Annotated in this window: 26 protein-coding genes; 16 read left to right on the top strand and 10 right to left on the bottom strand. The window is 69.4% G+C overall.

Annotation, left to right across the window (positions count from 1 at the left end):
• Positions 1 to 56: 56 nt before the first annotated feature.
• On the top strand, positions 57 to 3,347 hold the full coding sequence (locus E4P42_RS17905) for an error-prone DNA polymerase (protein WP_135127420.1): 3,291 nt from the start codon (positions 57 to 59) through the stop codon (positions 3,345 to 3,347).
• 10 nt (positions 3,348 to 3,357) lie between these two features.
• Here E4P42_RS17905 and E4P42_RS17900 read toward each other — a convergent pair whose 3' ends face one another.
• Positions 3,358 to 3,771 (bottom strand): TIGR03667 family PPOX class F420-dependent oxidoreductase, encoded by a 414-nt coding sequence (locus tag E4P42_RS17900; protein ID WP_135127419.1) that lies wholly within the window; start codon positions 3,769 to 3,771, stop codon positions 3,358 to 3,360.
• A gap of 23 nt (positions 3,772 to 3,794) precedes the next feature.
• Here E4P42_RS17900 and E4P42_RS17895 point away from each other — a divergent pair, with 23 nt between their 5' ends.
• The gene (locus E4P42_RS17895; protein ID WP_135127418.1) at positions 3,795 to 4,436 is read left to right on the top strand and encodes a nitroreductase family protein; all 642 of its coding nucleotides are present in this window, start codon (positions 3,795 to 3,797) and stop codon (positions 4,434 to 4,436) included.
• A gap of 29 nt (positions 4,437 to 4,465) precedes the next feature.
• Here E4P42_RS17895 and E4P42_RS17890 read toward each other — a convergent pair whose 3' ends face one another.
• Complete coding sequence (locus tag E4P42_RS17890) at positions 4,466 to 4,930, bottom strand: tRNA (cytidine(34)-2'-O)-methyltransferase (RefSeq protein WP_135127417.1); 465 nt, start codon at positions 4,928 to 4,930, stop codon at positions 4,466 to 4,468.
• 60 nt (positions 4,931 to 4,990) lie between these two features.
• On the opposite strand from E4P42_RS17890, the gene E4P42_RS17885 reads away from it, so the two are divergent.
• The 4 genes from E4P42_RS17885 (at position 4,991) to E4P42_RS17870 (ending at position 9,313) form a co-directional block, all read left to right on the top strand.
• Positions 4,991 to 5,596, top strand: a complete 606-nt coding sequence (locus tag E4P42_RS17885) for a bifunctional 2-polyprenyl-6-hydroxyphenol methylase/3-demethylubiquinol 3-O-methyltransferase UbiG (protein WP_135127416.1) — start codon at positions 4,991 to 4,993, stop codon at positions 5,594 to 5,596.
• Positions 5,597 to 5,833: 237 nt separating this feature from the next.
• Positions 5,834 to 8,536 (top strand): sensor histidine kinase KdpD, encoded by a 2,703-nt coding sequence (locus E4P42_RS17880; RefSeq protein WP_135127415.1) that lies wholly within the window; start codon positions 5,834 to 5,836, stop codon positions 8,534 to 8,536.
• On the top strand, positions 8,533 to 8,943 hold the full coding sequence (locus tag E4P42_RS17875) for a roadblock/LC7 domain-containing protein (protein ID WP_135127414.1): 411 nt from the start codon (positions 8,533 to 8,535) through the stop codon (positions 8,941 to 8,943). The genes E4P42_RS17880 and E4P42_RS17875 overlap by 4 nt, the downstream gene beginning before the upstream one ends.
• Before the next feature lie 7 nt (positions 8,944 to 8,950).
• Complete coding sequence (locus E4P42_RS17870; RefSeq protein ID WP_135127413.1) at positions 8,951 to 9,313, top strand: DUF742 domain-containing protein; 363 nt, start codon at positions 8,951 to 8,953, stop codon at positions 9,311 to 9,313.
• Here E4P42_RS17870 and E4P42_RS27205 read toward each other — a convergent pair.
• On the bottom strand, positions 9,299 to 9,460 hold the full coding sequence (locus tag E4P42_RS27205) for a hypothetical protein (protein WP_209305810.1): 162 nt from the start codon (positions 9,458 to 9,460) through the stop codon (positions 9,299 to 9,301). The genes E4P42_RS17870 and E4P42_RS27205 overlap by 15 nt on opposite strands.
• Here E4P42_RS27205 and E4P42_RS17865 point away from each other — a divergent pair.
• The 3 genes from E4P42_RS17865 to E4P42_RS17855 are packed head-to-tail and all read left to right on the top strand — an operon-like array spanning position 9,396 to position 10,845.
• A complete protein-coding gene (locus tag E4P42_RS17865) occupies positions 9,396 to 9,932 on the top strand; it encodes an ATP/GTP-binding protein (protein ID WP_135127447.1) in 537 nt (178 codons plus the stop codon). The genes E4P42_RS27205 and E4P42_RS17865 overlap by 65 nt on opposite strands.
• Before the next feature lie 3 nt (positions 9,933 to 9,935).
• Positions 9,936 to 10,487, top strand: coding sequence for a pentapeptide repeat-containing protein (locus tag E4P42_RS17860; RefSeq protein WP_135127412.1), 552 nt, complete (start codon positions 9,936 to 9,938; stop codon positions 10,485 to 10,487).
• Between the two features lie 10 nt (positions 10,488 to 10,497).
• Positions 10,498 to 10,845: a nuclear transport factor 2 family protein gene (locus E4P42_RS17855; RefSeq protein ID WP_135127411.1), complete on the top strand. Its 348-nt coding sequence runs from the start codon at positions 10,498 to 10,500 to the stop codon at positions 10,843 to 10,845.
• A gap of 36 nt (positions 10,846 to 10,881) precedes the next feature.
• Here the strand turns inward: E4P42_RS17855 and E4P42_RS17850 are convergent, their stop codons facing one another.
• Positions 10,882 to 11,241, bottom strand: a complete 360-nt coding sequence (locus E4P42_RS17850; protein WP_135127410.1) for a hypothetical protein — start codon at positions 11,239 to 11,241, stop codon at positions 10,882 to 10,884.
• Positions 11,242 to 11,465: 224 nt separating this feature from the next.
• Between E4P42_RS17850 and E4P42_RS17845 the strand changes: the two genes are divergently transcribed.
• Genes E4P42_RS17845 through E4P42_RS17830 form a run of 4 tightly spaced genes read left to right on the top strand, consistent with a single transcriptional unit; the run spans position 11,466 to position 14,806 of the window.
• Positions 11,466 to 12,026 (top strand): hypothetical protein, encoded by a 561-nt coding sequence (locus E4P42_RS17845; RefSeq protein ID WP_209305805.1) that lies wholly within the window; start codon positions 11,466 to 11,468, stop codon positions 12,024 to 12,026.
• Positions 12,023 to 12,433: a nuclear transport factor 2 family protein gene (locus E4P42_RS17840; protein ID WP_135127409.1), complete on the top strand. Its 411-nt coding sequence runs from the start codon at positions 12,023 to 12,025 to the stop codon at positions 12,431 to 12,433. The genes E4P42_RS17845 and E4P42_RS17840 overlap by 4 nt, the downstream gene beginning before the upstream one ends.
• Positions 12,412 to 13,788 carry a peroxidase gene (locus E4P42_RS17835; protein WP_209305808.1) on the top strand — a complete coding sequence of 459 codons (1,377 nt, stop codon included), beginning with the start codon at positions 12,412 to 12,414 and terminating at the stop codon, positions 13,786 to 13,788. The genes E4P42_RS17840 and E4P42_RS17835 overlap by 22 nt, the downstream gene beginning before the upstream one ends.
• 10 nt (positions 13,789 to 13,798) lie before the next feature.
• Positions 13,799 to 14,806 carry a hypothetical protein gene (locus tag E4P42_RS17830; protein WP_135127408.1) on the top strand — a complete coding sequence of 336 codons (1,008 nt, stop codon included), beginning with the start codon at positions 13,799 to 13,801 and terminating at the stop codon, positions 14,804 to 14,806.
• A gap of 12 nt (positions 14,807 to 14,818) precedes the next feature.
• On the opposite strand, the gene E4P42_RS17825 is transcribed toward E4P42_RS17830, so the two are convergent.
• From E4P42_RS17825 to E4P42_RS17815, 3 genes are all read right to left on the bottom strand, one after another.
• A complete protein-coding gene (locus tag E4P42_RS17825) occupies positions 14,819 to 15,184 on the bottom strand; it encodes a heme-binding protein (protein WP_135127407.1) in 366 nt (121 codons plus the stop codon).
• Between the two features lie 55 nt (positions 15,185 to 15,239).
• Complete coding sequence (locus tag E4P42_RS17820) at positions 15,240 to 15,482, bottom strand: hypothetical protein (RefSeq protein ID WP_245234081.1); 243 nt, start codon at positions 15,480 to 15,482, stop codon at positions 15,240 to 15,242.
• Positions 15,483 to 15,685: 203 nt separating this feature from the next.
• Positions 15,686 to 16,702 (bottom strand): TIGR03617 family F420-dependent LLM class oxidoreductase, encoded by a 1,017-nt coding sequence (locus E4P42_RS17815; protein WP_135127406.1) that lies wholly within the window; start codon positions 16,700 to 16,702, stop codon positions 15,686 to 15,688.
• A gap of 102 nt (positions 16,703 to 16,804) precedes the next feature.
• On the opposite strand from E4P42_RS17815, the gene E4P42_RS17810 reads away from it, so the two are divergent.
• The 3 genes from E4P42_RS17810 to E4P42_RS17800 all read left to right on the top strand — a co-directional run bounded on the left by E4P42_RS17810 (position 16,805) and on the right by E4P42_RS17800 (position 19,678).
• A complete protein-coding gene (locus E4P42_RS17810) occupies positions 16,805 to 18,265 on the top strand; it encodes an FAD-dependent oxidoreductase (protein ID WP_135127405.1) in 1,461 nt (486 codons plus the stop codon).
• Positions 18,266 to 18,312: 47 nt separating this feature from the next.
• A complete protein-coding gene (locus E4P42_RS17805; RefSeq protein WP_167759530.1) occupies positions 18,313 to 18,753 on the top strand; it encodes an ester cyclase in 441 nt (146 codons plus the stop codon).
• Between the two features lie 121 nt (positions 18,754 to 18,874).
• On the top strand, positions 18,875 to 19,678 hold the full coding sequence (locus tag E4P42_RS17800) for a transglutaminase family protein (protein WP_167759532.1): 804 nt from the start codon (positions 18,875 to 18,877) through the stop codon (positions 19,676 to 19,678).
• Here E4P42_RS17800 and E4P42_RS17795 read toward each other — a convergent pair.
• From E4P42_RS17795 to E4P42_RS17785, 3 genes are read right to left on the bottom strand one after another with little or no spacing between them, the layout of a single operon-like run.
• Entirely contained in the window at positions 19,665 to 20,897 is a 1,233-nt protein-coding gene (locus tag E4P42_RS17795) for a triacylglycerol lipase (protein WP_135127402.1), read from the bottom strand. The two genes, E4P42_RS17800 and E4P42_RS17795, sit on opposite strands and share 14 nt — an antisense overlap.
• Entirely contained in the window at positions 20,884 to 21,525 is a 642-nt protein-coding gene (locus tag E4P42_RS17790; protein WP_135127401.1) for a rhomboid-like protein, read from the bottom strand. Before E4P42_RS17790 ends, E4P42_RS17795 begins: the two co-directional genes overlap by 14 nt.
• 50 nt (positions 21,526 to 21,575) lie before the next feature.
• Positions 21,576 to 24,197, bottom strand: a complete 2,622-nt coding sequence (locus E4P42_RS17785; RefSeq protein WP_135127400.1) for an FHA domain-containing protein — start codon at positions 24,195 to 24,197, stop codon at positions 21,576 to 21,578.
• Positions 24,198 to 24,243: the final 46 nt, after the last annotated feature.

Raw genomic sequence — 24,243 nt, 5'->3', positions numbered from 1 at the left:
TGGTGCAGAACTCGGCGACCACCGCACATCGAACGCCTGTTCGATACACTGATGCGGTGAGCTTCTCCAACGGGCCGACGTGGCCGGAGATCGAGCGGGTGCTCAACAGCAAGCCCCGCCGCGCCGGGGCGTCGCTGGCAGAACCGCACGGCGACGGCGGTGACAGCCCGGCCTGGTCGCGCAAACGCGGTGCCTACGAGGCGCCGGACCTGCCGCGTCCGGGCGGTTCGGTGCCCTACGCCGAACTGCACGCGCATTCGGCATACAGCTTCCTCGACGGCGCCAGCACACCCGAGGAACTCGTCGAGGAGGCCGCCCGCCTCGACCTGCGGGCGATCGCGCTGACCGACCACGACGGGCTCTACGGTGTCGTCCGGTTCGCCGAGGCGGCCAAGGAACTCGAGATCGACACGGTGTTCGGCGCGGAGCTGTCGCTGGGCAACGTCGCCCGCACCGAGGTTCCCGATCCGCCCGGTCCGCATCTGCTGGTGCTGGCCCGCGGTCCCGAGGGCTACCGGCGGCTGTCGCGGGAGATCGCCAAGGCGCATCTGGCCGGCGGGGAGAAGGGGAAACCGCGGTATGACTACGACGCGCTCACCGAGGCCGCGGGCGGGCACTGGCACATCCTCACCGGATGCCGTAAAGGTCATGTGCGCCAAGCACTTCAGGACGGCGGTCCGGAGGCCGCCGAGCGTGCGCTGGCCGACCTGGTCGACCGGTTCGGACGTGACCGGATCAGCGTCGAGCTGACCCACCACGGCCACCCCCTCGACGACGAACGCAATGCGGCCATGGCCGCGCTGGCGTCGCGATTCGAACTGGACGTGGTCGCCACCACCGCCGCGCATTTCGCCGAGCCGTCGCGGGGACGCCTGGCCATGGCGATGGGCGCGATCCGGGCCCGCCACTCGATCGACGAGGCGGCCGGGTACCTCGCCCCGCTCGGCGGTTCGCACCTGCGGTCGGGGGAGGAGATGGCCCGGCTGTTCGCCCACTGCCCGGAGGTGGTCACCGCCGCGGCCGAGCTCGGGGAGCAGTGCGCGTTCGGGCTGGCGCTGATCGCCCCGCAGCTGCCGCCGTTCGACGTGCCGGCCGGGCACACCGAGGACAGCTGGCTGCGCCACCTGGTGATGGTCGGCGCGCGGGACCGCTACGGGCCACCCGAACGCGCACCGCAGGCCTACGCCCAGATCGAACACGAGCTGCGGATCATCGAAAAGCTCACGTTCCCCGGCTATTTCCTCGTGGTCCACGACATCACCCGGTTCTGCAAGGAGAACGGCATCCTGGCCCAGGGCCGGGGATCGGCGGCCAACTCCGCGGTCTGTTACGCGCTGGGGGTCACCAACGTCGACCCGGTCGCCAACGAGTTGCTGTTCGAGCGGTTCCTGTCCCCGGCCCGCGACGGGCCGCCCGACATCGACATCGACATCGAATCCGATCTGCGCGAGCAGGCGATCCAGTACGTCTATGAACGCTACGGCCGCGACTACGCCGCCCAGGTGGCCAACGTCATCACCTACCGCGGCCGCAGCGCCATCCGCGACATGGCCCGCGCGCTCGGTTTCTCTCAGGGCCAGCAGGACGCCTGGAGTAAACAGCTCAGCAAGTGGAACGGCCTGGCCGACTCCCCGGATGTCGAGGGCATCCCCGAACCGGTGGTCGACCTGGCGCTGGAGATCTCCAACCTGCCGCGGCACATGGGCATCCACTCCGGCGGCATGGTGATCTGCGACCGGCCCATCGCCGACGTCTGCCCGGTGGAGTGGGCCCGCATGGAGAACCGCAGCGTGCTGCAGTGGGACAAAGACGACTGCGCGGCAATCGGTCTGGTGAAGTTCGACATGCTGGGCCTCGGCATGCTCTCGGCGCTGCACTACTGCATCGACCTGGTCGCCGAGCACAAGGGTCTCGACGTCGACCTGGCCAAGCTCGACCTGTCCGAGGCGGCGGTCTACGAGATGCTGCAGAAGGCCGATTCGGTCGGGGTGTTCCAGGTGGAGTCCCGCGCGCAGATGGCGACGCTGCCGCGCCTCAAACCACGGGTGTTCTACGACCTGGTGGTCGAGGTCGCGCTGATCCGGCCCGGACCCATCCAGGGCGGGTCGGTGCACCCGTACATCAAACGGCGCAACGGCGAGGAGGAGGTCACCTACGACCACCCGTCGATGGAGCCCGCGCTGCACAAGACCCTCGGGGTGCCGCTGTTCCAGGAGCAGTTGATGCAGCTGGCCGTCGACTGCGCGGGGTTCACCGCCGCCGAAGCCGACCAGCTGCGCCGGGCGATGGGCTCGAAACGCTCGACCGAGAAGATGCGCCGGCTGCGCGGCCGGTTCTACGACGGCATGCGCACCCGGCACGGCATCACCGGTGAGGTCGCCGACCGCATCTACGAGAAACTCGAGGCGTTCGCGAACTTCGGCTTCCCGGAGAGCCATTCGCTGAGCTTCGCCTCGCTGGTGTTCTACTCGTCGTGGTTCAAACTGCACCATCCGGCGGCGTTCTGTGCGGCGCTGCTGCGCGCCCAACCGATGGGGTTCTACTCACCGCAGTCGCTGGTCGCCGACGCCCGCCGCCACGGCGTCACCGTCCACGGTCCCGACGTCAACGCCAGCCTCGCGCACGCCACGCTGGAGAACGCCGGTATGGAGGTGCGACTGGGCCTCGGCGCGGTCCGCCACATCGGCGACGACCTCGCCGAACGCATCGTCGACGAGCGAAAAGCCCACGGCCCGTTCACCTCTCTGCTGGACCTGACCGGCCGGGTGCAGCTGTCGGTGCCGCAGACCGAGGCGCTGGCCACAGCGGGCGCGCTGGGGTGCTTCGGCGTCACCCGGCGCGAAGGGCTGTGGGCCGCGGGCGCGGCCGCCGCCGAACGCCCCGACCGGCTGCCCGGCGTGGGATCGGCCGGGCAGGTGCCGACACTGCCCGGGATGAGCGAGTTGGAACTGGCCGCCGCCGACGTGTGGGCCACCGGGGTGTCCCCGGACAGCTATCCCACCCAGTTCCTGCGCGAGGACCTCGACGCGATGGGCGTCGTCCCCGCCGGCCGCCTGCTCGACGTGCCCGACGGCACCCGAGTCCTGGTGGCGGGCGCCGTGACCCACCGGCAGCGGCCCGCGACCGCGCAGGGCGTGACATTTCTCAACCTCGAAGACGAGACCGGGATGGTCAACGTGGTGTGCTCGCCGCAGCTGTGGTCCCGGCAGCGCCGCCTCGCCCAGACCGCGCCGGCGATGGTGATCCGCGGCATCGTGCAGAACGCCACCGGGGCGGTCACCGTCGTCGCCGACAAGCTGGGCAAGCTCGAACTGCGGGTGGGGTCCAAGTCGCGGGACTTCAGATAGGTCTGAGCCGTCACCCTTCGGTGGGGGTCGTCCACACCCTGTCGATGCCCACCTTGATACGCGTGCTGTAGGCGCCCATCGCGTCGGTCAGCCCGAACTGCTCCGCGTCGGCGGCGTACTTCGCCCAGTACGGCCCGTCCTCGCGGCAGTCGACCCCCTCGGCGTCCACCCGCGCCGTGCCCCCGACGGCGATGATCCCGCCGCCGTGACCGTCGGAGTCCAGGTTCAGGCTGACCTGCGGATGGTTGCGCAGGTGGCGCACCTTGCCGGCGTCGGGGCGGCTGTAGATCACCAGATCCGCGCCGTCGTAGAGAAACCACACCAGCCGCGGCACGGGCTGCCCCGACTTCGCAACCGTCGTCAGCCACGCGTAGTGGTCGGACTCGAGTCGATTGGTGACTTCGCGCGTCAATCCGTCGGCCATAGGGCGAATGTAGTCTCGCGACAATGAACCTGAACCTGTCTGCGGATGAAGTTCTCACCACCACCCGTTCGGTGCGTAAACGGCTCGATCTGGAGAAGCCGGTGCCGCGCGAGGTCCTGATGGAGTGCCTCGACATCGCACTGCAGGCGCCCACCGGCTCCAATTCCCAGGGCTGGCAGTGGGTGTTCGTCGAGGACCCCGAGAAGAAGAAAGCGATCGCCGACATCTACCGGGTGGCGGCGACGCCGTACCTCGAGGCCCCCAAGCCCGAATTCGGTGACAGCCGCGACGAGCGGACGCCGAAGGTCGTCGACTCCGCCAAGTACCTCAACGATCACCTACACGAGGTGCCGGTCATGCTGATCCCGTGTCTGGAGGGCCGTCCCGACGGCGCGCCCGCCGGGATGAGCGCCGGGTTCTGGGGGTCGCTGATGCCGGCCGTGTGGAGCTTCATGCTGGCGCTGCGCAGCCGCGGCCTCGGCTCGGCGTGGACGTCGCTGCACCTGATGGGCGACGGCGAGAAGAAGACCGCCGAACTGCTCGGCATCCCGTTCGACAAGTACGCCCAGGGCGGCCTGTTCCCGATCGCCTACACCAAAGGCACCGACTTCAAAAAGGCCAAGCGGCTGCCCGCCGAGCAGCTCACCCACTGGGACACCTGGTGAGCTGAGCCGTTCACCGGTCGGCGTGAACCTCACACGGCGCCGGCGAACCCGTGTTGACGCCACGCCTCGTACACCGCCACGGCCGCGGCGTTCGACAGGTTCAACGACCGGCGCCCGGCCAGCATCGGGATCCGCACCTGCGCGGTGACGTGCGGGTCGGCCAGCGTCTGCGCGTCCAGCCCGGTGGGTTCCGGCCCGAACAGCAGGACGTCACCGGGCTGGTAGGCGATGTCGGTGAACGACGTGTGCGCGTGGGCGGTGAACGCGTACACCCGCGCCGGCATGACCGCCTCCCACGCGGCGGCCAGGTCGTCGTGCACGGTCACCGACGCCAGGTCGTGATAGTCCAGGCCCGCGCGGCGCAACTTCGGTTCGGACAGGTCGAACCCGAGCGGATGCACGAGGTGCAGTTCGCACCCGCTGCCCGCGACCATGCGTATCGCGTTGCCGGTGTTGGGCGCGATGCGCGGCGAGTGGAACATCACTCGGAACACGGCACCCATCCTTCCTGTCCGCGAGCCTCGCCCGTCGCGGCCGCCAGGGATAATCGAAGCATGGTCGACACGAGTCTCTGGATGCAGAAGGTCGCGGCCGACCCCGGACATTCGCAGTGGTACATCGAGCGGTTCCGGACGATGGCGCGGGCCGGCGACGATCTGGCCGGCGAGGCCCGGCTGGTGGACGCGATGGTGCCGCGCGGCGCCCACATCCTCGACGCCGGATGCGGCCCCGGCCGGGTGGGCGGCTATCTCGCCGCGGCCGGTCACCGGGTGGTCGGCGTCGACGTCGACCCGGCCCTCATCGAGGCGGCCGAGCAGGACCATCCCGGACCGCGCTGGCTCGTCGGCGACCTCGCCGAACTCGACCTGCCCGCGCGGGGGATGACCGAACCGTTCGACCTGATCGTCTCGGCCGGCAACGTCATGACGTTCCTGGCGCCGAGCACCCGCGGGCAGGTGCTGCGTCGGCTGCGGAACCACCTCGCCGCCGACGGACGGGCGGTGATCGGCTTCGGTGCCGGCCGCGACTACGAGTTCGCTCAGTTCCTCGACGACGCGGCCGCTGCCGGCTTCGCCCGCGACCTGCTGCTGTCGGCCTGGGACGTGCGGCCCTTCACCGACGACAGCGAGTTCCTCGTCGCGATCCTGCGGCCGGTCTGACGGCGCCGCCGTCGTGACACCGGCTTTGCTCGCTTCGCACACAGAAGCGCATCGGTCTGGTCACGAACTCAGCCTGTTCAGTGGGAACTGTGGAAACGCCTGCTCACGGCTGTCATACTCGCTGAATTGCCAGGCGTACCAGGCGTGATTCCGCGCCGCCCGCGTACAGGTGCGAACAGCAGGAAACTCCATGAATGAAGATCCAGTACTGATGTGCGGCGCCGCGGCCGGCGGCCGATGACCACCGCGTCCGTGCCCCCGAAGCGGCCGTCGCGCTGGTCGCCGGCGAACTGGCCGGTCCGCTGGAAAGTGCTGGCGATCGTCCTGGTGCCGTTGCTGCTGGCCGCTACCTTCGGCGGTCTGCGTGTCGCCAACAACGTCACCGAGTACCGCGAGCTGCGGTTGGCCGCCCAGCGCTCCGAGCTGATCCCCGACATCAACGGTTACATGGCGGCTCTGGAAGGGGCGGTCGTCACCGCCACCGAGGGCGGCGACACCCAGACCGCATTGGGCGAGTTCGACACCGCCAAGGCCGCGCTGCGCGAGCAACTCGACGCCACCGACGTCATCCCCGACGTGCGGCTGGCCGTCAACACCCTGCTCGACTACGGGCAGAATCTGGTCAACGGCGTGATGGCCAACTCCGTCGACCTGCGTCAGCGCGTGCTCACCTACGCCCCGCTGCTGCTGACCGCCGAGACCGCGATCACCGGTTCCACCCGCAGCGACGAACAGGACGTCCAACTGCGGGCGCAGGCGCTGTCCCGGGCGATCGGCGCCCGCGGCCAGATGGCGATGCAGCAGATGCTGGTCAACCGCGGCGGCGAGGTCGCCGAACCAGAGCTGCGCACCGCGATGATCACGCTGGCCGGCACCGAACCGTCCACGGTTTCCGGGATGGCCGAACTGCTCGGCGGGGCGTCGCAGGAGGCCGCGGCCCTGCGCACCGAGATGCTCAAGCGCATGTCGCTGATCTCGAACCCGGCGGTTCCGTTGGTGGGCAACCCCGAGCTGCTGCAGTCGCAGGCGGTCACCGCCGGCATCGCCGAGGACATGATCGCCGACACCACGGGAACCATCCCCGCCGCCGTTGCCAGCGAGGCGGCCGCCCAGCGCAGTGCCGCCATCCGCGACGCCGCTGTGATCACGGCCGTCATGATCGTGGCGCTGCTCCTGGTGCTGCTGGTCGCGCGTTCGCTCGTGGCGCCGCTGCGCCGGCTGCGGGACAGCGCCCTCAAGGTTGCCCATGAAGACCTCGCCCGTGAACTCGACCGGGTGCGCGCCGGCGGGGAGCCCGGCCCGGTGACCCCGATCCCGGTGTACACCACCGAAGAGGTCGGCCAGGTCGCGCACGCCGTCGACGAACTGCACGAGCAGGCCGTGCTGCTCGCCGGTGAGCAGGCCCAGCTGCAGGGTCAGGTCAGCGACATGTTCGAGACGTTGTCGCGGCGCAGCCGGTCGCTGGTCGACCAGCAGCTGACGCTCATCGACCGGCTCGAACGCAACGAGGACGACCCCGAGCGGCTGGAGAGTCTGTTCCGGCTCGATCACCTCGCCGCCCGGATGCGCCGCAACGGCGCCAACCTGCTGGTGCTGTCGGGCGCGCGGATCCCGCGCGACCAGGCCGAGCCGGTTCCGGTGGCGACGATCGTCAACGCCGCCGCCTCCGAGGTGGAGGACTACGCCCGGGTGGTCACCGCCACTGTCCCCGACAGCGCGGTCGTCGGTCACGCCGCGGGTGACCTGATCCACCTGCTCGCCGAACTGCTCGACAACGCGCTGCGGTATTCGCCGCCGATCTCCCAGGTGCGGGTGTCGGCCGTGCACACCGGAAGCGGGGGGCTGGTGATCGAGGTCAGTGACATCGGCCTCGGCATGGCGGAATCGGATCTGCGCGTCGCGAACGCCCGCCTGCAGTCCGGTGGTGAGGTGAACCCCTACACGGCCCGACATATGGGTCTGTTCGTCGTCGGCCGCCTCGCCGCCCAGCACGGATTCGTGGTGCGGCTGCGCGCCACCGTCGTCGACGAACCGAACTCGGGGACCACCGCGGGTGTGTACGTGCCCGCTGAACTGCTGGTGCGCGCGGGGGAACCGGCGCCCCGGTACCCCGAGCCGCAGCCCGCGCCGGCGTTCGCCGAACCGGAGCGTCACGACGTCTCCGCAGATGTCCCCCCGATCCCCGAGCAGCAGCTCAACGGTCACGGCGACCTTCCCGCCGGGCTGTTGCCGCAACGCCGCCCGGGCGCCAGCGGGATCGCCGAGATCCCGTCGCCGATGGGCGCTGCGGCACCGCAACCGGCGGCCGAGGCGCCCGCGGAATGGCCGGAAGACACCATGCCGGCCCAGAGCGATCCGCGCCGCCCGATGCCCACGCCGACCAACACCTCGGCGTTCTTCAACTCGCGCGCGCAGGCCGCGGGCAACGGCGTGCACCCGCCCGTCGCCCCACCGGAACCCGAATCCGAACCCGCAACCAAACCCGAACCCGTCGTCGCCGCCGGCCCGCCGGTCGCGACCCCTTCTCCGACGGCCGGCGCCGACGACGCGATCTACCAGTCGATGCTGTCGGAATGGCTGGTCGACCCCACCGAGATCGCCAACAGCAGCGATCTGGACTGGAAGTCGGTGTGGGACCACGGGTGGTCGGCCGCGGCCGCCGCGGACGAGGCACCGGTGCGGGAACTGACCGACGAGGGTCTGCCGGTCCGCGATCCCGGCGCCCGGCTGGTACCGGGCAGCGGAGTGCCCAACGGCGAAGCGCACCGCGGCGGCGCCGAACGCGACGAGGTAGCATCGGCCGCGGAATTCGACACCGGTGGGCAAACAGCGCCGCGACGGGATCCGGAGGCGGTGCGGGCCAGTATGAGCAGCCACTTCGGTGGGGTGCACGCCGGCCGCGCCCACGCACGAGAAAACAGAGGAACCGACTTCGAATGACCGCACGTTCGACACAGCGCGAATCGCTCGACTGGTTGGTCTCCAGGTTCGCTCGTGATGTGTCGGGAGTGACGCATGCGGTTCTGGTGTCCGCCGACGGCCTGCTGATGGCGGCCAGTGAGCACATGCCCACCGAACGCGCCGACCAACTCGCCGCCGTCGCAAGTGGATTGGCGAGCCTGTCGACCGGAGCGGCGCAACTGTTCGACGGCGGATACGTGCTGCAGTCCGTGGTCGAGATGGAGAACGGCTACCTGCTGCTGATGCGGGTCGGCGACGGCTCCAACCTCGCCACGCTGGCCGGCCGGTCCTGCGACATCGGGCAGATCGGCTACGAGATGGCCATCCTGGTCGAGCGGGTCGGCACCGTGATCCAGTCGGCGCGGCGAACACCTCAGCACTCGTGAGCTGCCCGTGGACGATTCGCAATCCGTCGAACCCAGCCTGGTACGGCCCTACACGCTGACCGCGGGCCGCACGGATTCGCGCGTCCACCTGCCGCTCGAAGCGCCCATCGAGACGCTCGAGACGTCGCGCCCGCCGCGCTGGCCGGTCGGGGACATTCGCGGCGACATCCTGCTGCTGTGCGTGCAGAGCCCGTCGGTGGCGGAAATCGCAGCACGATTGTCGGTGCCGCTCGGCGTGGCGCGCGTGCTTGTAGGGGACCTCGTGACGCAGGGTTATCTCCGGGTGCACACCACCCTCGACGAATCGGCGAGCTTCGACGAACGTCGCGATCTCATAGGAAGGACGTTGCGTGGCCTACGAGCACTCTGACAGGCGGGCCGCCTCGTCATGGTCTTCGCGCGAGCGCTCATCCGGCTCAGGGTCTTCGCGCGAGCGCTCATCCGCGACGAAGATTGTCGTCTCCGGCGGCTTCGGCGCCGGCAAGACGACGTTCGTGGGCTCGGTGTCGGAGATCATGCCGCTGCGCACCGAAGCGCTCGTGACCAACGCGTCGGCCGGAGTCGACGGACTCGAGGGAACACCCGACAAGCGCACCACCACCGTGGCCATGGACTTCGGCCGCATCACGCTGGCCGACGACCTGGTGCTGTACCTGTTCGGCACACCGGGTCAGCGCCGGTTCTGGTTCATGTGGGACGACCTGGTCCGCGGGGCGATCGGGGCGATCATCCTGGTCGACGTCCGGCGGCTGCAGGACAGCTTCGCCGCCGTGGATTTCTTCGAAGCCCGCAACCTGCCGTTCCTGGTGGCGATCAACGAATTCGACGGCGCTCCCCGGCACCCTGCGCAGGCGGTGCGCAAGGCGCTCGCGCTGGCCGAACACATCCCGGTCATCACGGTCGACGCCCGCGACCGCCAGTCCGCGAAGGCCGCGCTGATCGCGATCACCGAGTACTCACTCAACAGCCTGTCCGCGCTGCCGGGCTGAGCGGTGGCCGAGTGGGTCGAGCGGGAGTTCACCGGGCACGACTTCCGTGACGACGATCTGAGCCGCCTGCGCACCGAATGCGCCGTCTTCGACGAATGCGACTTCAGCGGGGTCGACCTGTCGGAGTCCGAACACGTCGGATCAGCCTTCCGCAACTGCACGTTCCGGCGGGCGTCGCTGTGGCACAGCACATTCCGGCAGTGCAGCATGCTGGGGTCGGTGTTCACCGAATGCCGCCTGCGGCCGGTGACCCTCGTCGAGGTGGATCTGACCCTCGCGGTGCTCGGCGGCTGCGACCTGCGCGCGGTGGACCTCTCGGATTGCCGCCTACGGGAGGTGAGCCTGGTCGGCGCCGACCTGCGCAAGGCCGTCCTGCGGCGCGCCGACCTGCAGGGCGCCCGGGCGCAGAATGCGCGGTTGGAGGAGGCGGACCTGCGCGGCGCGCGGGTCGATCCGACGTTCTGGACCACGGCCGCAGTGCGCGGCGCCCGCATCGACATCGATCAGGCGCTGGCCTACGCCGCGGCGCACGGACTCGACGTGCACGGCGAGTGAGGGAGGCGCAATGACCACGCGAGCGACCATCGAACGCTGGGTGGCGCTGTTCAACGCCGGTGACGCGCAGGGGATCGCCGCGCTGTATGCGCCCGACGCCGTCAACCACCAGATCGCGCTGACACCCGTACAGGGCCGCGCCGCGATCGAGGACTTCCACCGCGGCGTCTTCGCCGACGCACCGGTGTGCACGCCGATCAACCTGCTCGTCGACGAAGAGTGGGCAGCGCTCGAATGGGTCGACCCGCAGGGTTTCCGCGGCTGCGGGTTCTTCCAGGTGCGCGACGGGCTCATCGTGATGCAGCGCGGCTACTGGGACAGTGCCCAGTTGCGCGACGCGCACCCCGATATGCACTGACGCGCGGGTTGGGCGAGTACCGTCGAGCGCCGGTTCTCACCGGCGTCCCCCGCGGCGACCGCCTCCACCGCGGTTGCCGCCCGGCAGGCTGTTGTCCGGCCCGGCGCCCGGCCGGCCGGGCCGGCCCAGGTCACCGTCGGGTCCGTCGACGTCGAGAATCAGGTCGACACCCCAGTCGTCGCAGTAGTAGTCGTACTCACACGGGTACGGGTAGTAGGGACCCGCGGAACCGCCGCCGGTGCCGCCGTCCGATCCGCGGACGTCGCCCTGCGCGCACACGGTCACGCCGCCGGCGTTGGTGCAGTCCGCGCGCGCGGGCCCGGCGGAGGCGAACATCCCCATTGGCAGGAGTACGGCCACGGCGCCCACCGCCAGCGGGCGATCAATCTGATGCATGGCAGCCTCCCGTCCCACGGCCCCTCGTCCGAGCGTAGGTCCGGACTGGGTTTCGTTCAATGGATAGGTCAGATCGTCCGATGGCTCTTGCTCGGTGTGTGAAATCGTTCGTGATGGCCCGAATTCGGCCCGCCGACATTTCCCGGTCGCCGGTTGTCCGATCCGCAAAACGAATGCGCTCACGGTGCTAATGTCCGGCCATCGGGTCAAGCAGAGGGGCCGAGATGTCTGGACCGGATCTGAAATGGGACAAACCCGCCGCCATGGCGATTCCCCGGGAGGGGTACTTCGAACTCGAGCGTGGCAGGTACGGGCCAGTGTTCCCCCGCACCCCGGCGTGCCATGGGTTCTCGATCATCGCCAAGGTCAAAGAGGGCCGCGAAGAGGCCGTCCGCGCGTACGGGAAGCAGATCGAGGAGGCGGTCGCCGGGAGCCCTGAGGTGCTCGCGCCGCTGCGGCTGCACTACCTGCGGTGGGTGCTCTTCGACGTGGGATCCGGGTTGCACTTCCAATATCAGGGCATCTTCGACACCGACTTCGACAAGTACACCGAAGACGCCGTGCAACTGTTCAGCCAGACCGGGATCACGACGGTGTTCACCAACCTCGAGGGGTTCCCCGAGGACTGGAAGGAGAACCCGGACGCATTCATCGAATTCGTCCGAGCCCACCAGGTACCGAGCTTCCTCGAGTACGGCGAGTACCCGTATGTCACCGCCGATGAGATCAAGAAGGCGCTGCGTCTCAAGGCGGCCTTCGCCACCATGCTCGACCAGATGCAATGACCACCTCGTCCGCGGTGGACGCCGTTGCCGTCGTCCACCGCTATGTCAAAGCCTTCAACGCCGGCGACGTCGACGCCATGTCCGCCTGTTTCACCGACGACGGCTGCATTCTCGACGGCATGGCACCGCACCTGTGGCGGGGTGCCACCGCGCCTCAGGACTGGTACGAGGGCGTGCTCGCCGAAGGCAGGCATCAGGAGGCCGGCGGATGGCGCGTCACGTTGAGTGACGCCGTGCACCATGACGTCTCCGGGGATGCCGCGTATGTCGTGATGCCGGCGACCATGACGTTCGACCACCGCGGCCGGAACGTCACCCAGACCGGTTCCTTCTTCACCGCCGCTCTCGCACACTCGGACGGCGTGTGGCGCATCCGCGCATGGTCATGGACGAAGGGCCGATCGTGACCACCCGTCTGGATCCCGCAGATGACACACGGGTGGCGCTCGAACTCGACGACATCCAGCACATCCTGCTGACCCGCACACCCGCGTTGACCGGCCGTTACGAATTCCTCACGTTCGACGAGCCGGCGGCAGGCCGGCGATGGCTGACCGAGATGCTGGCCACCGTGCAGTCGGCGGCCGAGGTGCGGGACACCGTGGACCGTTCGAAGCGGTGGGTCACCTTGGCGTTCACCTGGACCGGTCTGCGCGCGCTCGGCGTCCCCGATGACTCGCTTGCGACGTTTCCCGACGCGTTCCGGGAGGGGATGGCCGCGCGTGCCGACATCCTCGGCGACACCGGCGACAGTGCGCCACAGCTCTGGACGGATGGGTTGGCGAGTGAGGACGTGCACGCCATCGCAATCCTGTTCGCCCGCGACGACACCGAATACGCGCGCTGTATCGGTGAGCACGACAGGCTGCTCGCCCGCAGCCCCGGCGTGCGGTCACTGTCGCATCTGGACCTCAACGCCACCCCGCCCTTCAATTACGCCCACGACCATTTCGGGTTCCGCGACCGCCTGTCCCAGCCGGTGATGAAGGGCTCCGGCGAATCGCCCACCCCAGGCTCGGGAGCGCCGCTCGAACCCGGCGAGTTCATCCTCGGGTACCCGGACGAGAACGGTCCCGTCAATGACTTGCCTCAGCCGGAAACCCTGTCGCGCAACGGGAGTTACATGGCCTACCGCCGGCTTCGCGAGCACGTCGGCGCCTTCCGTGACTATCTGCGCGAACACGCCGACTCGGCTGAAGAGCAGGAACTGCTGGCTGCGAAATTCATGGGCCGCTGGCGCAGCGGGGCGCCGCTCGTGCTCGCTCCCGAACACGACGACCCGGAACTAGGCGCTGATCCACTGCGCAACAACGACTTCAACTACAAGGAGATGGATCCGTTCGGCTATGCCTGCCCCCTCGGCGCGCATGCCCGTCGGCTCAATCCCCGGGACACCGCCCACTACATGAACCGGCGACGGATGATCCGCCGAGGCGCCACCTACGGGCCCGCGCTCCCCGAGGGAGCCCCGGATGACGGCGCCGACCGGGGGATCGCCGCCTTCATCATCTGCGCCGACCTGCAGCGGCAGTTCGAATTCGCACAGAACGTGTGGATCAACGACAAGGCGTTCCACGAACTCGGCAATGAGCACGATCCCATCTGCGGCACCCAGGACGGCACCCTGGACTTCACCGTGCCCAAGCGACCGATCCGTAAGGTGCACAAAGGCCTGCCCGCGTTCACCACGCTGACAGGTGGTGGCTATTTCTTCATGCCCGGCATCGCCGGGCTGCGTTTCCTCGCCTCCATCGGCTCCTGAGAGACCCGCCATGAGACCGCCGGCCCGCACCTATAACCAGAGCCACATCGCCCGCCCCCACGACGGCCGCCGCCGGGTCAGCATCTACTGGACGTGGAGTTACCCATGGGAGGCGCAACGTGATCCGGCGGCCATGGAGAACCGCTTCTCGACGATGACCGAAGTGCGCAACGTGACCTGGCCGGCCTACGAAACGCCGGAATACGACGCCGCAACGTTCCTGCAGGGGATTGCGGGCACGCTGGAACTCTTCCACCGATCCACGCTGGCGTTCCAGGAGGTCGCTCAGGCGGCCACCGGTCACCCGGTGGCGGTGTTCCAGCGCATCGATCAGGCCGGTTACTCCCTGCCCATCGACGAACGGGTACTCGCCGACACCGACACCCTGATGGTGTTCGGCCTCGACCACGTGCTGTCCGAGCAGCATGCAGGTGACGAGGAGATCGCCGCGCTCACGGAGTGGCTCCAGCGCGAAGGGACGTGCCTGCTGCTCGCACCGCATCACGACGTCGGCTTCACCGCCGACCTCGGACAGCGCCAGGTGGAGTACGAGCACCACGGCGACCGCCTGGTACCGCGTCAGCAACGCTTCGGCCAGTACACCCGATCACTGATGGAGGCCTTGGACGTGCCGGTCCGCAACGTCTGGGGGCTACGCCCGGCGGTCGTGCCGAACACCCGGGAGATCGCGCCACTCAACGGCTTCCGCGACCTCGACGGCCCCCGGCTGCTGGACGATGTCACCACGCTCAACTTCCACCCGCACCTGCCGCACTACGAGCTGACCGCACCGGAAGATGATCATCTCCGTGTGCTCGGACGTCAGAGAGTCGATCCCGACCGCCCGCACCCGTTCACGGCCGCGGGGAACACGGAATTCAACGCGCTGATCTGGATGCCGCCGAACGGTGCTCGGGCCGGCGACATCGTGCTCAACGACTCGACGAACTTCACCACACTGTTCGGCGGCACCGACAGTCTTCGCCACCTCTGGCACAACCTCGTCACCATGAAGTAGCGGGCGGACACGCTATCCGGGGAGTGACGTGGGCCCCGGGGCGCCGCAGCGATTGCGGAAATCGACCATCGGCTGCCGGATGCCCTGGAGGTCGGCACGCACCTGTGGATTGGCATCCGCGTACTCGCCGACCCGCACCCGTACCTCCTCCCGGGGCAGGCCCTTCAGGCTCGTGAAGAACGCGTTGACGTCCGGATGGGTGAACAGGTACGCCGACGTCGCGGCGGTGACACCCGCCGCGACACCTGACAGATCCGCCGCCGTGCAGTTCGGCGGTGGCGGCTGCGCCGAAACCGTTGCGGTTGTGCCCAGCAACGCTGCGCCGGCCATCGTGCCTGCGGCCACCGCGATGCCCAATGCGCCAAGTCGTATCGCCATGTCACTCCCCTCGAGGTGGTGGATGTTCTCGCCGCCGGTGTCTGTCGGCGGGCGGTCAGCGGCCCCCGATACCGCCGCCACCGCCGGGCCGGTCCGGGCGATCCGGCCGGTCACCGGGGCGGCCGGGCAGACCGATGTCCGGGCGGTCACCGGGATTGTCCGGCGGATCGATGTCGGAGTCGTAATCGAACACCGACACCCCGTCATCGCAGAGGTAGTCGTATTCGCACGGGTACGGGTACCAGATGTCCTGATCGGCGGGACCGGTCTCGGCACGCCGGACCTCGTTCTGACACATTGTGATTCCGCCGGTCTCGGTACACTCCGCCGATGCGTTGGGTGCCGTGACGATGAGACAGGCCGGAACAATGCCGACGAGTGCAACGCCGCTGACCGAAAAGACTCGCAGAGCTCGCATGGCCGTTCCTCCCCGATGAAGACGTCCTGAGCGGAGGGTAAACCCGCGATACTTCGCTTTGTGGATATTCGCAGAACTTCCCGTCAAAAAGTGGACAGGCGGCGGGCCACCTCGCCGTAGCGCTCGAAACGCTCCGGATCGGCGGTCGCGTTGTACAGCACGAGCCGCGTCGCGGTCCCGCCGTACTTGGCGATCAGCGCGTCGGCGAGGCCGTCCCACGTCGACTCGGTGGCGAATACGGCCAGGTGCTCGTCGGTGACCTGAGCGGCCATCCCGGCCAGGTCGCCGGCCTTCTGCTTCTCCCGTAGCCGCGCCGTCGTCCCCTCGAATCCCGCCTCGTCCCAGATGAAGGCGTAGTTGGGGGTGCTGCCGTAGAAGCTCAGGCTCATCCGCACCAGCTCCCGCTCCCGCGCCCGTTCGTGGTCGCTGTCGCCGACGATCGTCATCGCAGGCACGATCAGCGCGACGTCGGACGGGGAGCGCCCGGCCCGCTGGGCGCCGTCGGTCACCGTCGGTACGACATGGCGCGCGAGGTATCCCGGCTCGCCGAGCGGGTGGACATGGACACCGTCGGCCACCTCGCCGGCCATCCGCAGCATCCACGGATTCACCGCCGCCACATCGACCTTCGGGTCCGGCGCGTCGATGGGTCCCGCGCTCCACTGCGGAGTGATGAAGTCGAGTTCGTAGAACTCGCCGTGGTGGTCGAGCGTGCCGGACCGGAACGCTGCAAAGCAGGCCTTGACCGCCAGCACGTAGTCACGCAGCCGCGGCCCGGGATGCTCGAACGGCACCCCGTAGCGCCGGACGACATGGGTGCGCACCTGCGTACCGAGGCCCAGCCGGAACGTTCCGCCGGTCGCCTCCTGCAGCTCCCACGCCGCGGCCGCGGTGACGAACGGGCTGCGCGGGAACGCCACCGCCACACCGGTGGACAGCTCGAGGCCGGGCGCCGCCTGCGACGCCACCGCGGCGTTCAGGTAGGCGGTGCGACCGGTCTCGGTGAACAGCATCCCGGAGAACCCCGAAGCCTGGGTGCGCCGCGCCAATCGCCCGGTCTCACGCAGCGGCTGTGGAGTGACCATCACGTCGACCTGCACGAGGGGAGGGTACCGCCGCACGCCCGGACACATTGAACGTTCAAGCGTCTCTGGCCTTCTCGGCGCGGATGGGCGAATACTGGGGCCGTCACGGAGGTGCCCATGACCGAGAGCTGCGATGTCTGCATCGTGGGAGCCGGCCTGGCCGGGCTCAACGCGCTGTTCGCCGCGAGCCGGCATCTCGAGCCGGATCAGCGGATCATCCTGGTCGACCGCCGGGCACGGGCCGGGGGGATGTGGGTGGACACCTACCCGTACGTGCGCCTGCACCAGCCGCACGGCATGTTCACCGCCGGCGACATCGCGTGGACGCTGGGCCGCGACCGCTCGTACCTCGCGACAAGGGACGAGGTGCTCGACCATCTGCAGTACTGCCTCGACGAGATCCGCAAGCGGGTCCGGGTCGACGAGTTCTACGGCTGGGACATGGTCTCCGACGACCCCGTCGACGGCCGGGTGCACGTGTCGTGCCGGAACGCGGCGGGGGAGTCGCTGCGCATCGACGCCGAGAAACTGGTCAAGGCCTATGGCTTCCGCATCACTCCCAACAAACCGCTCCCGGTGTCGAGTGCCCGGGTGCGCTCGGTGTCACCGGACTTCTGCGACGTCCGCGACGGTGAGATCGGCGCCGGTGACGCGCCCGTATGGATCATCGGGGGCGGTAAGACCGCGATGGACACCGCACACGCGCTGATCACGCACCGCCCCGGCCGGGAGGTGAACCTGGTGGCGGGCGGAGGCACGTTCTTCCAGTGCCGCGACACGTTCTTCCCCACCGGCATGCGCCGCTGGTTCGCCGGATCCATGGTCAGCACTCTGGGCGTCGAAACCGCGCGGCGGTTCGACGGAACCAACGAGGACGAGGTGTGGCGCTGGCACCGGGCGCGGTACGGCACCGCGGTCACCGCCGACGCCGCGAATTTCCTGCTCGGTGTGCTGTCCTTGGACGAATGCCGCACCATCACCAACGGCCTGCACTCGGTGACGATGGACTACTTCGTCGACGCCGTCGATCGCGACGACGCGGTCGAGGTGAGGTTGCGCAGCGGCGCGACCACCACGATCCCGCCGGGTAGCTGGATCGTCAACTGCACCGGATACGTCACCCACCGCAATGTGCCGTACGAGCCGTACGTGTCCGCGGGCGGCTCGGTGCTGTCGATCCAGAACCGTTCGGCTACCCTGCATCTGAGCTCGTACATGGGCTACTTCATGACCCATCTGCTCATGCTCGACCGGCTGAAGGACACCCCGCTCTACGAACTGGACGGCCAGGACCTGCTGGACAAGTCGCGGACGGCCTTCCCGTACGTCCTGCTGACCCTGGCCCAGTACAACATCAGCCTGATGGCCGATCAGCTGCCCGCCAAGGTCTTCGCGCAGTGCGGACTCGACTTCGACCGCTGGTACCCGTGGCCGCGGCGGTTGGCGGGTACCGCGCGGTTCATGCTGACCCACCGCCGGGAACGCGAACACCAGCGCCGCACCCTGGACACCGTCCGGGAGCGACTGGATCTGCGCTGCGGGCCGCTGAGCCGGCCACCGAGAGTTCTTGGCGGGTGATCTCCCGGATGCATGAATGCCGTCAGGTTGATCAGAGGAGGACCGACATGGTGATGGTTGATGAGACAACCACGCTGCGCGAGCATCGTGAGCAGGTCGTGAGGCACCACATCGCGGTCGAGAACGACCATGATGTCGAGGCAGTGATCGCGACCTTCCATAGCCCGCGGTACGAGGTGAACGGCGAGCCCAGCGATGGCGCCGACGCCGTGCGGGACCTGCTGCAGAGCTTGATGCACGGCTTCCCCGATCTGCACGCCGAAACGACACGGCTGCGGCACCTGGACGACGGCGTAGTCGCCGAAGGGACCATCGGAGGAACCCATCACGGTGAATGGGCGGGGATTCCGCCGACGGGTCACCGCTTCGATGTTCCGGTGGTCGGGATCTTCGAATTCGATGGCGACCGGCTGATGTGCGAGAGAGCCTTCCTGGACATGGGTGCCGTGCTGGCTCAGCTTGGCGTGCTCTCCATACCCACGCGCTGATCACACCGCACGTGTCGAACGCATTTTCGACAAGATGCTGCCACGGGTGACACGTGTGTGATTCCCGGGCGGTCGTGCTGCACGGCGTGCCGATCAAGACGACACTGTGCGAATGCCCGTCATGAGACGCATCGTCGGCTCGGACCTCGAATTCGAGGTCACCGCCGCCACCACGCTCGAGTTCCAGATCGCGCTCGCCCCGCAGCCAGGCGCCGAGGTGGTGGAGTCGCTCGTGTTCCGGCACGACGGCGAACGGGTCGAGGCCCGGGAGATCACCGGGGAGCACGGCAACCGCATCCACATCTTCGATGCCTCACCGGGCACGGTCACCGCCTCCTACCAGGCCACCGTGACCGGCGTGGCCGACCCGCCGCCGGTGCGCGACATCGACCGGTCGACGTACCTGCGGCCCAGCCGCTACGCCGAGGCCGACAAGTTCTTCGGATTCGCCGCCACCGAGTTCGGGAACGACGCCGACTCGGTGGCGCTGCTGGAGAAGGTGTCGTCGTGGGTGGGGGCACGACTGAACTACGTGCCCGGCTCCAGCGATCCGATCGACGGCGCCGCCGACACCCTCCTGGCGGGCAGGGGCGTGTGCCGTGACTACGCCCACCTGGTCATCGCCATGCTGCGGGCGGTGAACGTCCCGGCGCGGCTGGTGTCGGTGTACGCGCCGGGTTGCAGCCCCATGGACTTCCATGCCGTCGCCGAGGCCTTCGTCGACGGCGCGTGGCGGCTCGCCGACGCCACCTGCCTGGCGCCGCGGCAGTCGATGCTGCGCATCGCCACCGGACGCGACGCCGCCGACACCGCCTTCCTCGACAACCACGGCGGAGCCATCACACTGACGACCATGGCGGTGACCGCGGTCGTCGACGGCGAACTGCCGAGAGACGCGGTGAGCGACGTCGTCACGTTGCGGTGACGCCCAGCCATCTCACCAGCCGGTCGTAGATCTCCGGGTGGTTGAGCAGGTCGAAGTGGTGCAGACCGGTGAGCACCAGGCCGTTGTCCGATTCGAATGGCAGCCGCCGGTGCCTGCCCTGCCCCGATGCGCTGGACGGCTTCACCAGATGGTCGCCCAGCACCCGCCCGACGGCCTGCGGCGCCGCGGACGTCGCCACGAAGTGATACGACGCATTCGGCAGGAACGGAACTTCGCCGCAGCGGTCGCGGAGCAACTCGTCGGGGTCGGCGTCGTGCCAGTCGTCGTCCAGGCAGGCGCCGAAGCGCAGATCCTTGATGCCGTCGCTGCGCAGGTTGAGGAAGTCGGCGATCGCCTGGGTCTCTCGGACCCGCGACAGCGCCCACGAGGCCGCGTTGACGCCCTTCTCGAGGTCCGCGCCGAGGTGCGGGGATCCCAGGCAGATCACCTGTCGGACCAGGCCGGTCCAGCGGTGCGCGCGCTCCCGACCGTAGTGGCAGGCGCTGCGGACCACCAGTCCACCCATCGAATGCCCGACCAGCGCGATGTCGGACACCGGCACTGGCCATGCCGAGACCAGGTCGGCGAGCAGTTCGTCGAGGTCGTGGCCGTTGGTGGAGATGTGGCGCCCGGTGTTGTACCGCACGTCGACGGGCGTGAAGCCCAGGTCGTCGCGCAACCGGTCACCGTAGGACCGGGGATCGGGGGCGTCGACGTCCGGTCGGGGCGGCCGCTGCCAGGAGGACTCGGTCTGGCACAGACCGTGCACGAACACCGCCAGCCGGCCGGTCGCGTCGGGGAAGGCGGCCGCCAGCCCGCCCGGGGTGGGCTCGACGCGGCGCCGGGCCACCCGCACCGCCATCTCGGTGGCCAGCGCGTTCCCGCGGTCGGCGAGCTCGTCGCCGTAGATGCCGTTGAGGGCGGCGATCATCTCGGCCGCGGCCGGCGACTCGTCGACGGGCGCGTCGGCGTCGAAGCCGACGCCGGTGGCCGCGAGCGCGCCGACCAGGTCGGGGATCCGCTGCCCGGCCGTCCCGACCGCGGTGTACACCGTCTGCGCGATCAGGTCGTGCACCACCTCGACGGGGCGGGCGGCCGGACCGATCGAGCTGAACACCCGGCTGGCGATACCGGTGTGCAGGCCGCGGACGACGTTGTTGAGCACAGTGGCACCCTCGGCGGCGACCTCGCCGAGCGCTCGGATCTCAGTGGCGCGCATACCCCTGTGTACCCGGATAGGGGTACCGCTCGCGGCCGTTCGCCAAGGCGCTCAGCGACAGACCCGTGAGGAAGGCGCTGAGATGGCCGACCTCGGTGAAGGTTGGCCGGATCGCGGTGTTGATGGCCAGCACGGCCAGCGCCGCCGCGCGGACCCGGCGCCGGTGCGCGTCGGGCAGGTAGGCCGACAGCGTTCCGGCGACGCCGAGCAGGAAGTAGCTCACCCCGACGTCGCGGGCCTCGGCCAGCCGCGGCGGGGCGTTGCGGGCGCGAATCGACCACCGCAGATAGCCCTGCCCCGCGTACGTTCCCGCCACATGGGCGGCGACCCCGGTCGCCAGCCACCGCACCGATCCGAGCCGGTGCTCGGCGGGGGCCAGCACGGCCACAAAGGGAGGCACGTACGGCCACCATCGCCGGCCGTCGAGCCAGAACAGGCTGGCGGCCAGCACTCTGGTCGGTTCCTCGGACAGATGCTGCAGATTGGTGGACTGGCTGCGCAGCAGTTGGGCGCGCTCCCGGCCGGCCGACCGCTGCACCCGGGTGGTCACGGCCAGGACGAACAGCCAGCCGAACGTCGCCGGCGCATCGGCCACGTAGCGTTCGATCCGACCGAGCGTGCGCCTCACCCTGCGAATCTACCGGTCAGCCCCCGGCCCGCAGGTGTGGCGCGGGCTTGTCAGCCGCTCTTGAGCCGGATCTTCCACCGGACGAACGTCACGTAGGAGACGCTGAGCACGCCGAGCATCGCCATGTCGAACAGCCATGCGCCGCTGGTGTGCTCCCAGTGCCGGTCCTTCGGCGTGAGCGGGCCGGGCACCAGCGTGATCAGGTCCGCGGTGGACGCCGAGGCGGCGAAGCCCCACCGCGCCGGGGTGAGCCACGACAGCTGGTCGAGCCCGATGCGGTCGGTCACGGGGATCATGCCGCCGGAGAAGACCAACTGGCTCATGATCGCGACCACCAGCAGCGGCATGATCTGCTCGCTGGTGCGGGCCAGCGCGGACAGCGCCAGGCCGACCATCGCCGCGGTGACCGTGGTGGCCGCCATCCCGACGAACAGCTCCAGCGACGGGTTGCCCAGCACCACGGCGCCCTGGGTGGGAGCGCCCTTGCCGAGGATCGTGATGCCGGTGACGATCGCCGACTGCACGATCGCGAACACCGAGTACACGCACACCTTGGCCAGCAGGTATGCGGTGGTGGACAGGCCGACCGCCTGTTCGCGCAGGAAGATGGCGCGTTCGCCGATCAGGTCGCGGATGGTCAGCGCGGTGCCCATGAAGATGGCGCCGACATTGAGCAGCACCAGGATCTGCCCCGGTTCGTTGGGGGCGTCGCCCATCGGGTTGGGCACCCCGAAGCCGACGGTGCCGGGCACCGACAGTGACAGTGTGCCCATGATGAACGGCAGCAGCGCGAGGAAGATGAAGTAGCCGCGGTCGGACACGATCAGCCGTATCTGCCGGCGCGCGATCGTCGAGAACTGCCGCCGCAGGCTGGTTTTCGACGGCTCGCCGAGATCGGTGGCCTCCGCGGTGGGGGGCTGCGCGGGCGGCGGGCCGTTGAGCGCGAGGAAGCGCTGATTGGCGCCGTCGGGGTCGCTGGCGACGGTGCTGAAGATGTCGGCCCAGTTGGTCGTGCCCATCGACGGGCCGATCTCGCTGGGCGGCCCGCAGAACGCGGTCTTACCACCCGGGGCGAGCAGCAGCACCTGATCGCAGACGTCGAGGTAGGTCAGTGAGTGGGTGACCACCAGCACCACGCGGCCCGCGTCAGCGAGCTGGCGCAGCATGGTCATGACCTGCCGGTCCAGCGCAGGGTCCAGGCCGGAGGTCGGCTCGTCGAGGATCAGCAGCGACGGGCCGGTCAGCAGCTCGAGCGCCACCGACGCGCGTTTGCGCTGACCGCCCGACAGCTTGTCCACCCGGGTGTCGAGGTGCTTGGTCATCTCCAGCTCCTCGAGCACCTGCATGACGACCTGTTCGCGGTCGGCCTTGGTGGTGTCGGGCGGTAGCCGCAGTTCGGCGGCGAACATCAGAGCCTGCCGCACCGTCAGCTGACCGTGCACCACGTCGTCCTGGGGCACCATCCCGATCCGGGACCGCAGCGAGGCGTACTCGGCGTGGACGTTGTGGCCCTCGAACGACACCGAACCGTTGGTCGGGTGGGTGTAGCCGGCGACCAGTCGCGCGAATGTCGACTTACCCGCACCGGACGGGCCGATCACCGCGGTCAGCGTGCCCGGCCGCGCGGCCAGCGAGATGTTGTCCAGCAGCGTCTTGTTGTTCTCGATCGTCCAGGTGACGCCGTGCACGTCGAGGCCGCCGGTGGCGGTCGCCGCGGCGGTCTCGGTCCGCCGGACCAGCGTGCCGCCGGTGAAGACCAGGTCGATGTTGCCGATCGTGACGACATCACCGTCGTTCAGCAGCGCCGACTCCACGCGGGCGCCGTTGACGAACGTGCCGTTGATGCTGCGGGCGTCGACGATCTCGGTGCCGCCCGCGGCGGGCACCAGGGAGGCGTGGTGGCGCGAGGCCAGCACGTCGGGGATGACGATGTCGTTGTCGCTCGCCCGGCCGATCTTCACCGCGCCCGGGGGCGGTTCCGGCGCCCGGCCCGGGCGCAGGATCTTGAGCATGCTGGTGGCCAGGTTGCCGCCGGCCTCGGACGAGCGCGGCGCGGCGGTCGGGCCCATTCGGGTGACGGGTTCCAGCCCGGCTTGCTCGGACAGCGGCGGGGCCAGCGACGCGGCGGGGGCCGGGCGGGCCGGCGGAGCGCTCGGATAGCGCTGAGGGCCCGACGGATAGGCCGGTGACGGCGTGCCGGTCGGGTAGGCCGGCGGTTGGCCACCGGTCCCGTAGGACTGCGGCCCGGTGGGGTAGCGCGGGTGCGGCCGCGAGACCGGTGGCGCGGCAGGCGGGTAGCCGCCGGTGGCCGCGCGGGCAACGGGGACGGCGGTGGTCTGCGGCGGGCGTCCGGCCGAGCCCTGGTGGCGGCCCACCTCGAAGGTGAGCTGCGGCCCGTCGGGGTTGCCGATGTTGAGGGTCTGTCCGTCGCGGATGTCGACTGCCGGCACGCGGCGGCCGCCGGCGAACATGCCGTTGAGGCTGCCGTTGTCGATCGCGACCCAACGGCCCTGATCGAACCGCAGCACCAGGTGGGCGCGGGAGATCAGCGGGTGGGCGATTCGCACGTCGGCGCGCAGATCGCGGCCGATGACCACGTCAGTGCCCGGGGCGAATGTGCGGGTCGAACCCTCGTACCGAACGGTCAGCGCAGGTGGGACTGGTCGGCTCATCGGGACTCACTGTATAGGTAGCCGTCCCGTCCGGGCGTCTCCGCCG

This window comes from Mycobacterium sp. PS03-16 (assembly GCF_004570325.1).
Lineage (GTDB): Bacteria > Actinomycetota > Actinomycetes > Mycobacteriales > Mycobacteriaceae > Mycobacterium.
Note: the sequence above shows the minus strand (reverse complement) of the source record. Positions and strands in the feature narration are given on the sequence as shown.

Coding starts and splice junctions, on each gene's coding strand:
- E4P42_RS17900 (WP_135127419.1), bottom strand. CDS start 3,771: ATGGCCGACGGATTGACGCGCGAAGTCACCAATCGACTCGAGTCCGAC.
- E4P42_RS17895 (WP_135127418.1), top strand. CDS start 3,795: ATGAACCTGAACCTGTCTGCGGATGAAGTTCTCACCACCACCCGTTCG.
- E4P42_RS17885 (WP_135127416.1), top strand. CDS start 4,991: ATGGTCGACACGAGTCTCTGGATGCAGAAGGTCGCGGCCGACCCCGGA.
- E4P42_RS17880 (WP_135127415.1), top strand. CDS start 5,834: ATGACCACCGCGTCCGTGCCCCCGAAGCGGCCGTCGCGCTGGTCGCCG.
- E4P42_RS17875 (WP_135127414.1), top strand. CDS start 8,533: ATGACCGCACGTTCGACACAGCGCGAATCGCTCGACTGGTTGGTCTCC.
- E4P42_RS27205 (WP_209305810.1), bottom strand. CDS start 9,460: ATGATCTCCGACACCGAGCCCACGAACGTCGTCTTGCCGGCGCCGAAG.
- E4P42_RS17855 (WP_135127411.1), top strand. CDS start 10,498: ATGACCACGCGAGCGACCATCGAACGCTGGGTGGCGCTGTTCAACGCC.
- E4P42_RS17850 (WP_135127410.1), bottom strand. CDS start 11,241: ATGCATCAGATTGATCGCCCGCTGGCGGTGGGCGCCGTGGCCGTACTC.
- E4P42_RS17845 (WP_209305805.1), top strand. CDS start 11,466: ATGTCTGGACCGGATCTGAAATGGGACAAACCCGCCGCCATGGCGATT.
- E4P42_RS17840 (WP_135127409.1), top strand. CDS start 12,023: ATGACCACCTCGTCCGCGGTGGACGCCGTTGCCGTCGTCCACCGCTAT.
- E4P42_RS17835 (WP_209305808.1), top strand. CDS start 12,412: ATGGACGAAGGGCCGATCGTGACCACCCGTCTGGATCCCGCAGATGAC.
- E4P42_RS17830 (WP_135127408.1), top strand. CDS start 13,799: ATGAGACCGCCGGCCCGCACCTATAACCAGAGCCACATCGCCCGCCCC.
- E4P42_RS17825 (WP_135127407.1), bottom strand. CDS start 15,184: ATGGCGATACGACTTGGCGCATTGGGCATCGCGGTGGCCGCAGGCACG.
- E4P42_RS17820 (WP_245234081.1), bottom strand. CDS start 15,482: ATGTGTCAGAACGAGGTCCGGCGTGCCGAGACCGGTCCCGCCGATCAG.
- E4P42_RS17810 (WP_135127405.1), top strand. CDS start 16,805: ATGACCGAGAGCTGCGATGTCTGCATCGTGGGAGCCGGCCTGGCCGGG.
- E4P42_RS17805 (WP_167759530.1), top strand. CDS start 18,313: ATGGTGATGGTTGATGAGACAACCACGCTGCGCGAGCATCGTGAGCAG.
- E4P42_RS17800 (WP_167759532.1), top strand. CDS start 18,875: ATGAGACGCATCGTCGGCTCGGACCTCGAATTCGAGGTCACCGCCGCC.
- E4P42_RS17795 (WP_135127402.1), bottom strand. CDS start 20,897: ATGCGCGCCACTGAGATCCGAGCGCTCGGCGAGGTCGCCGCCGAGGGT.
- E4P42_RS17785 (WP_135127400.1), bottom strand. CDS start 24,197: ATGAGCCGACCAGTCCCACCTGCGCTGACCGTTCGGTACGAGGGTTCG.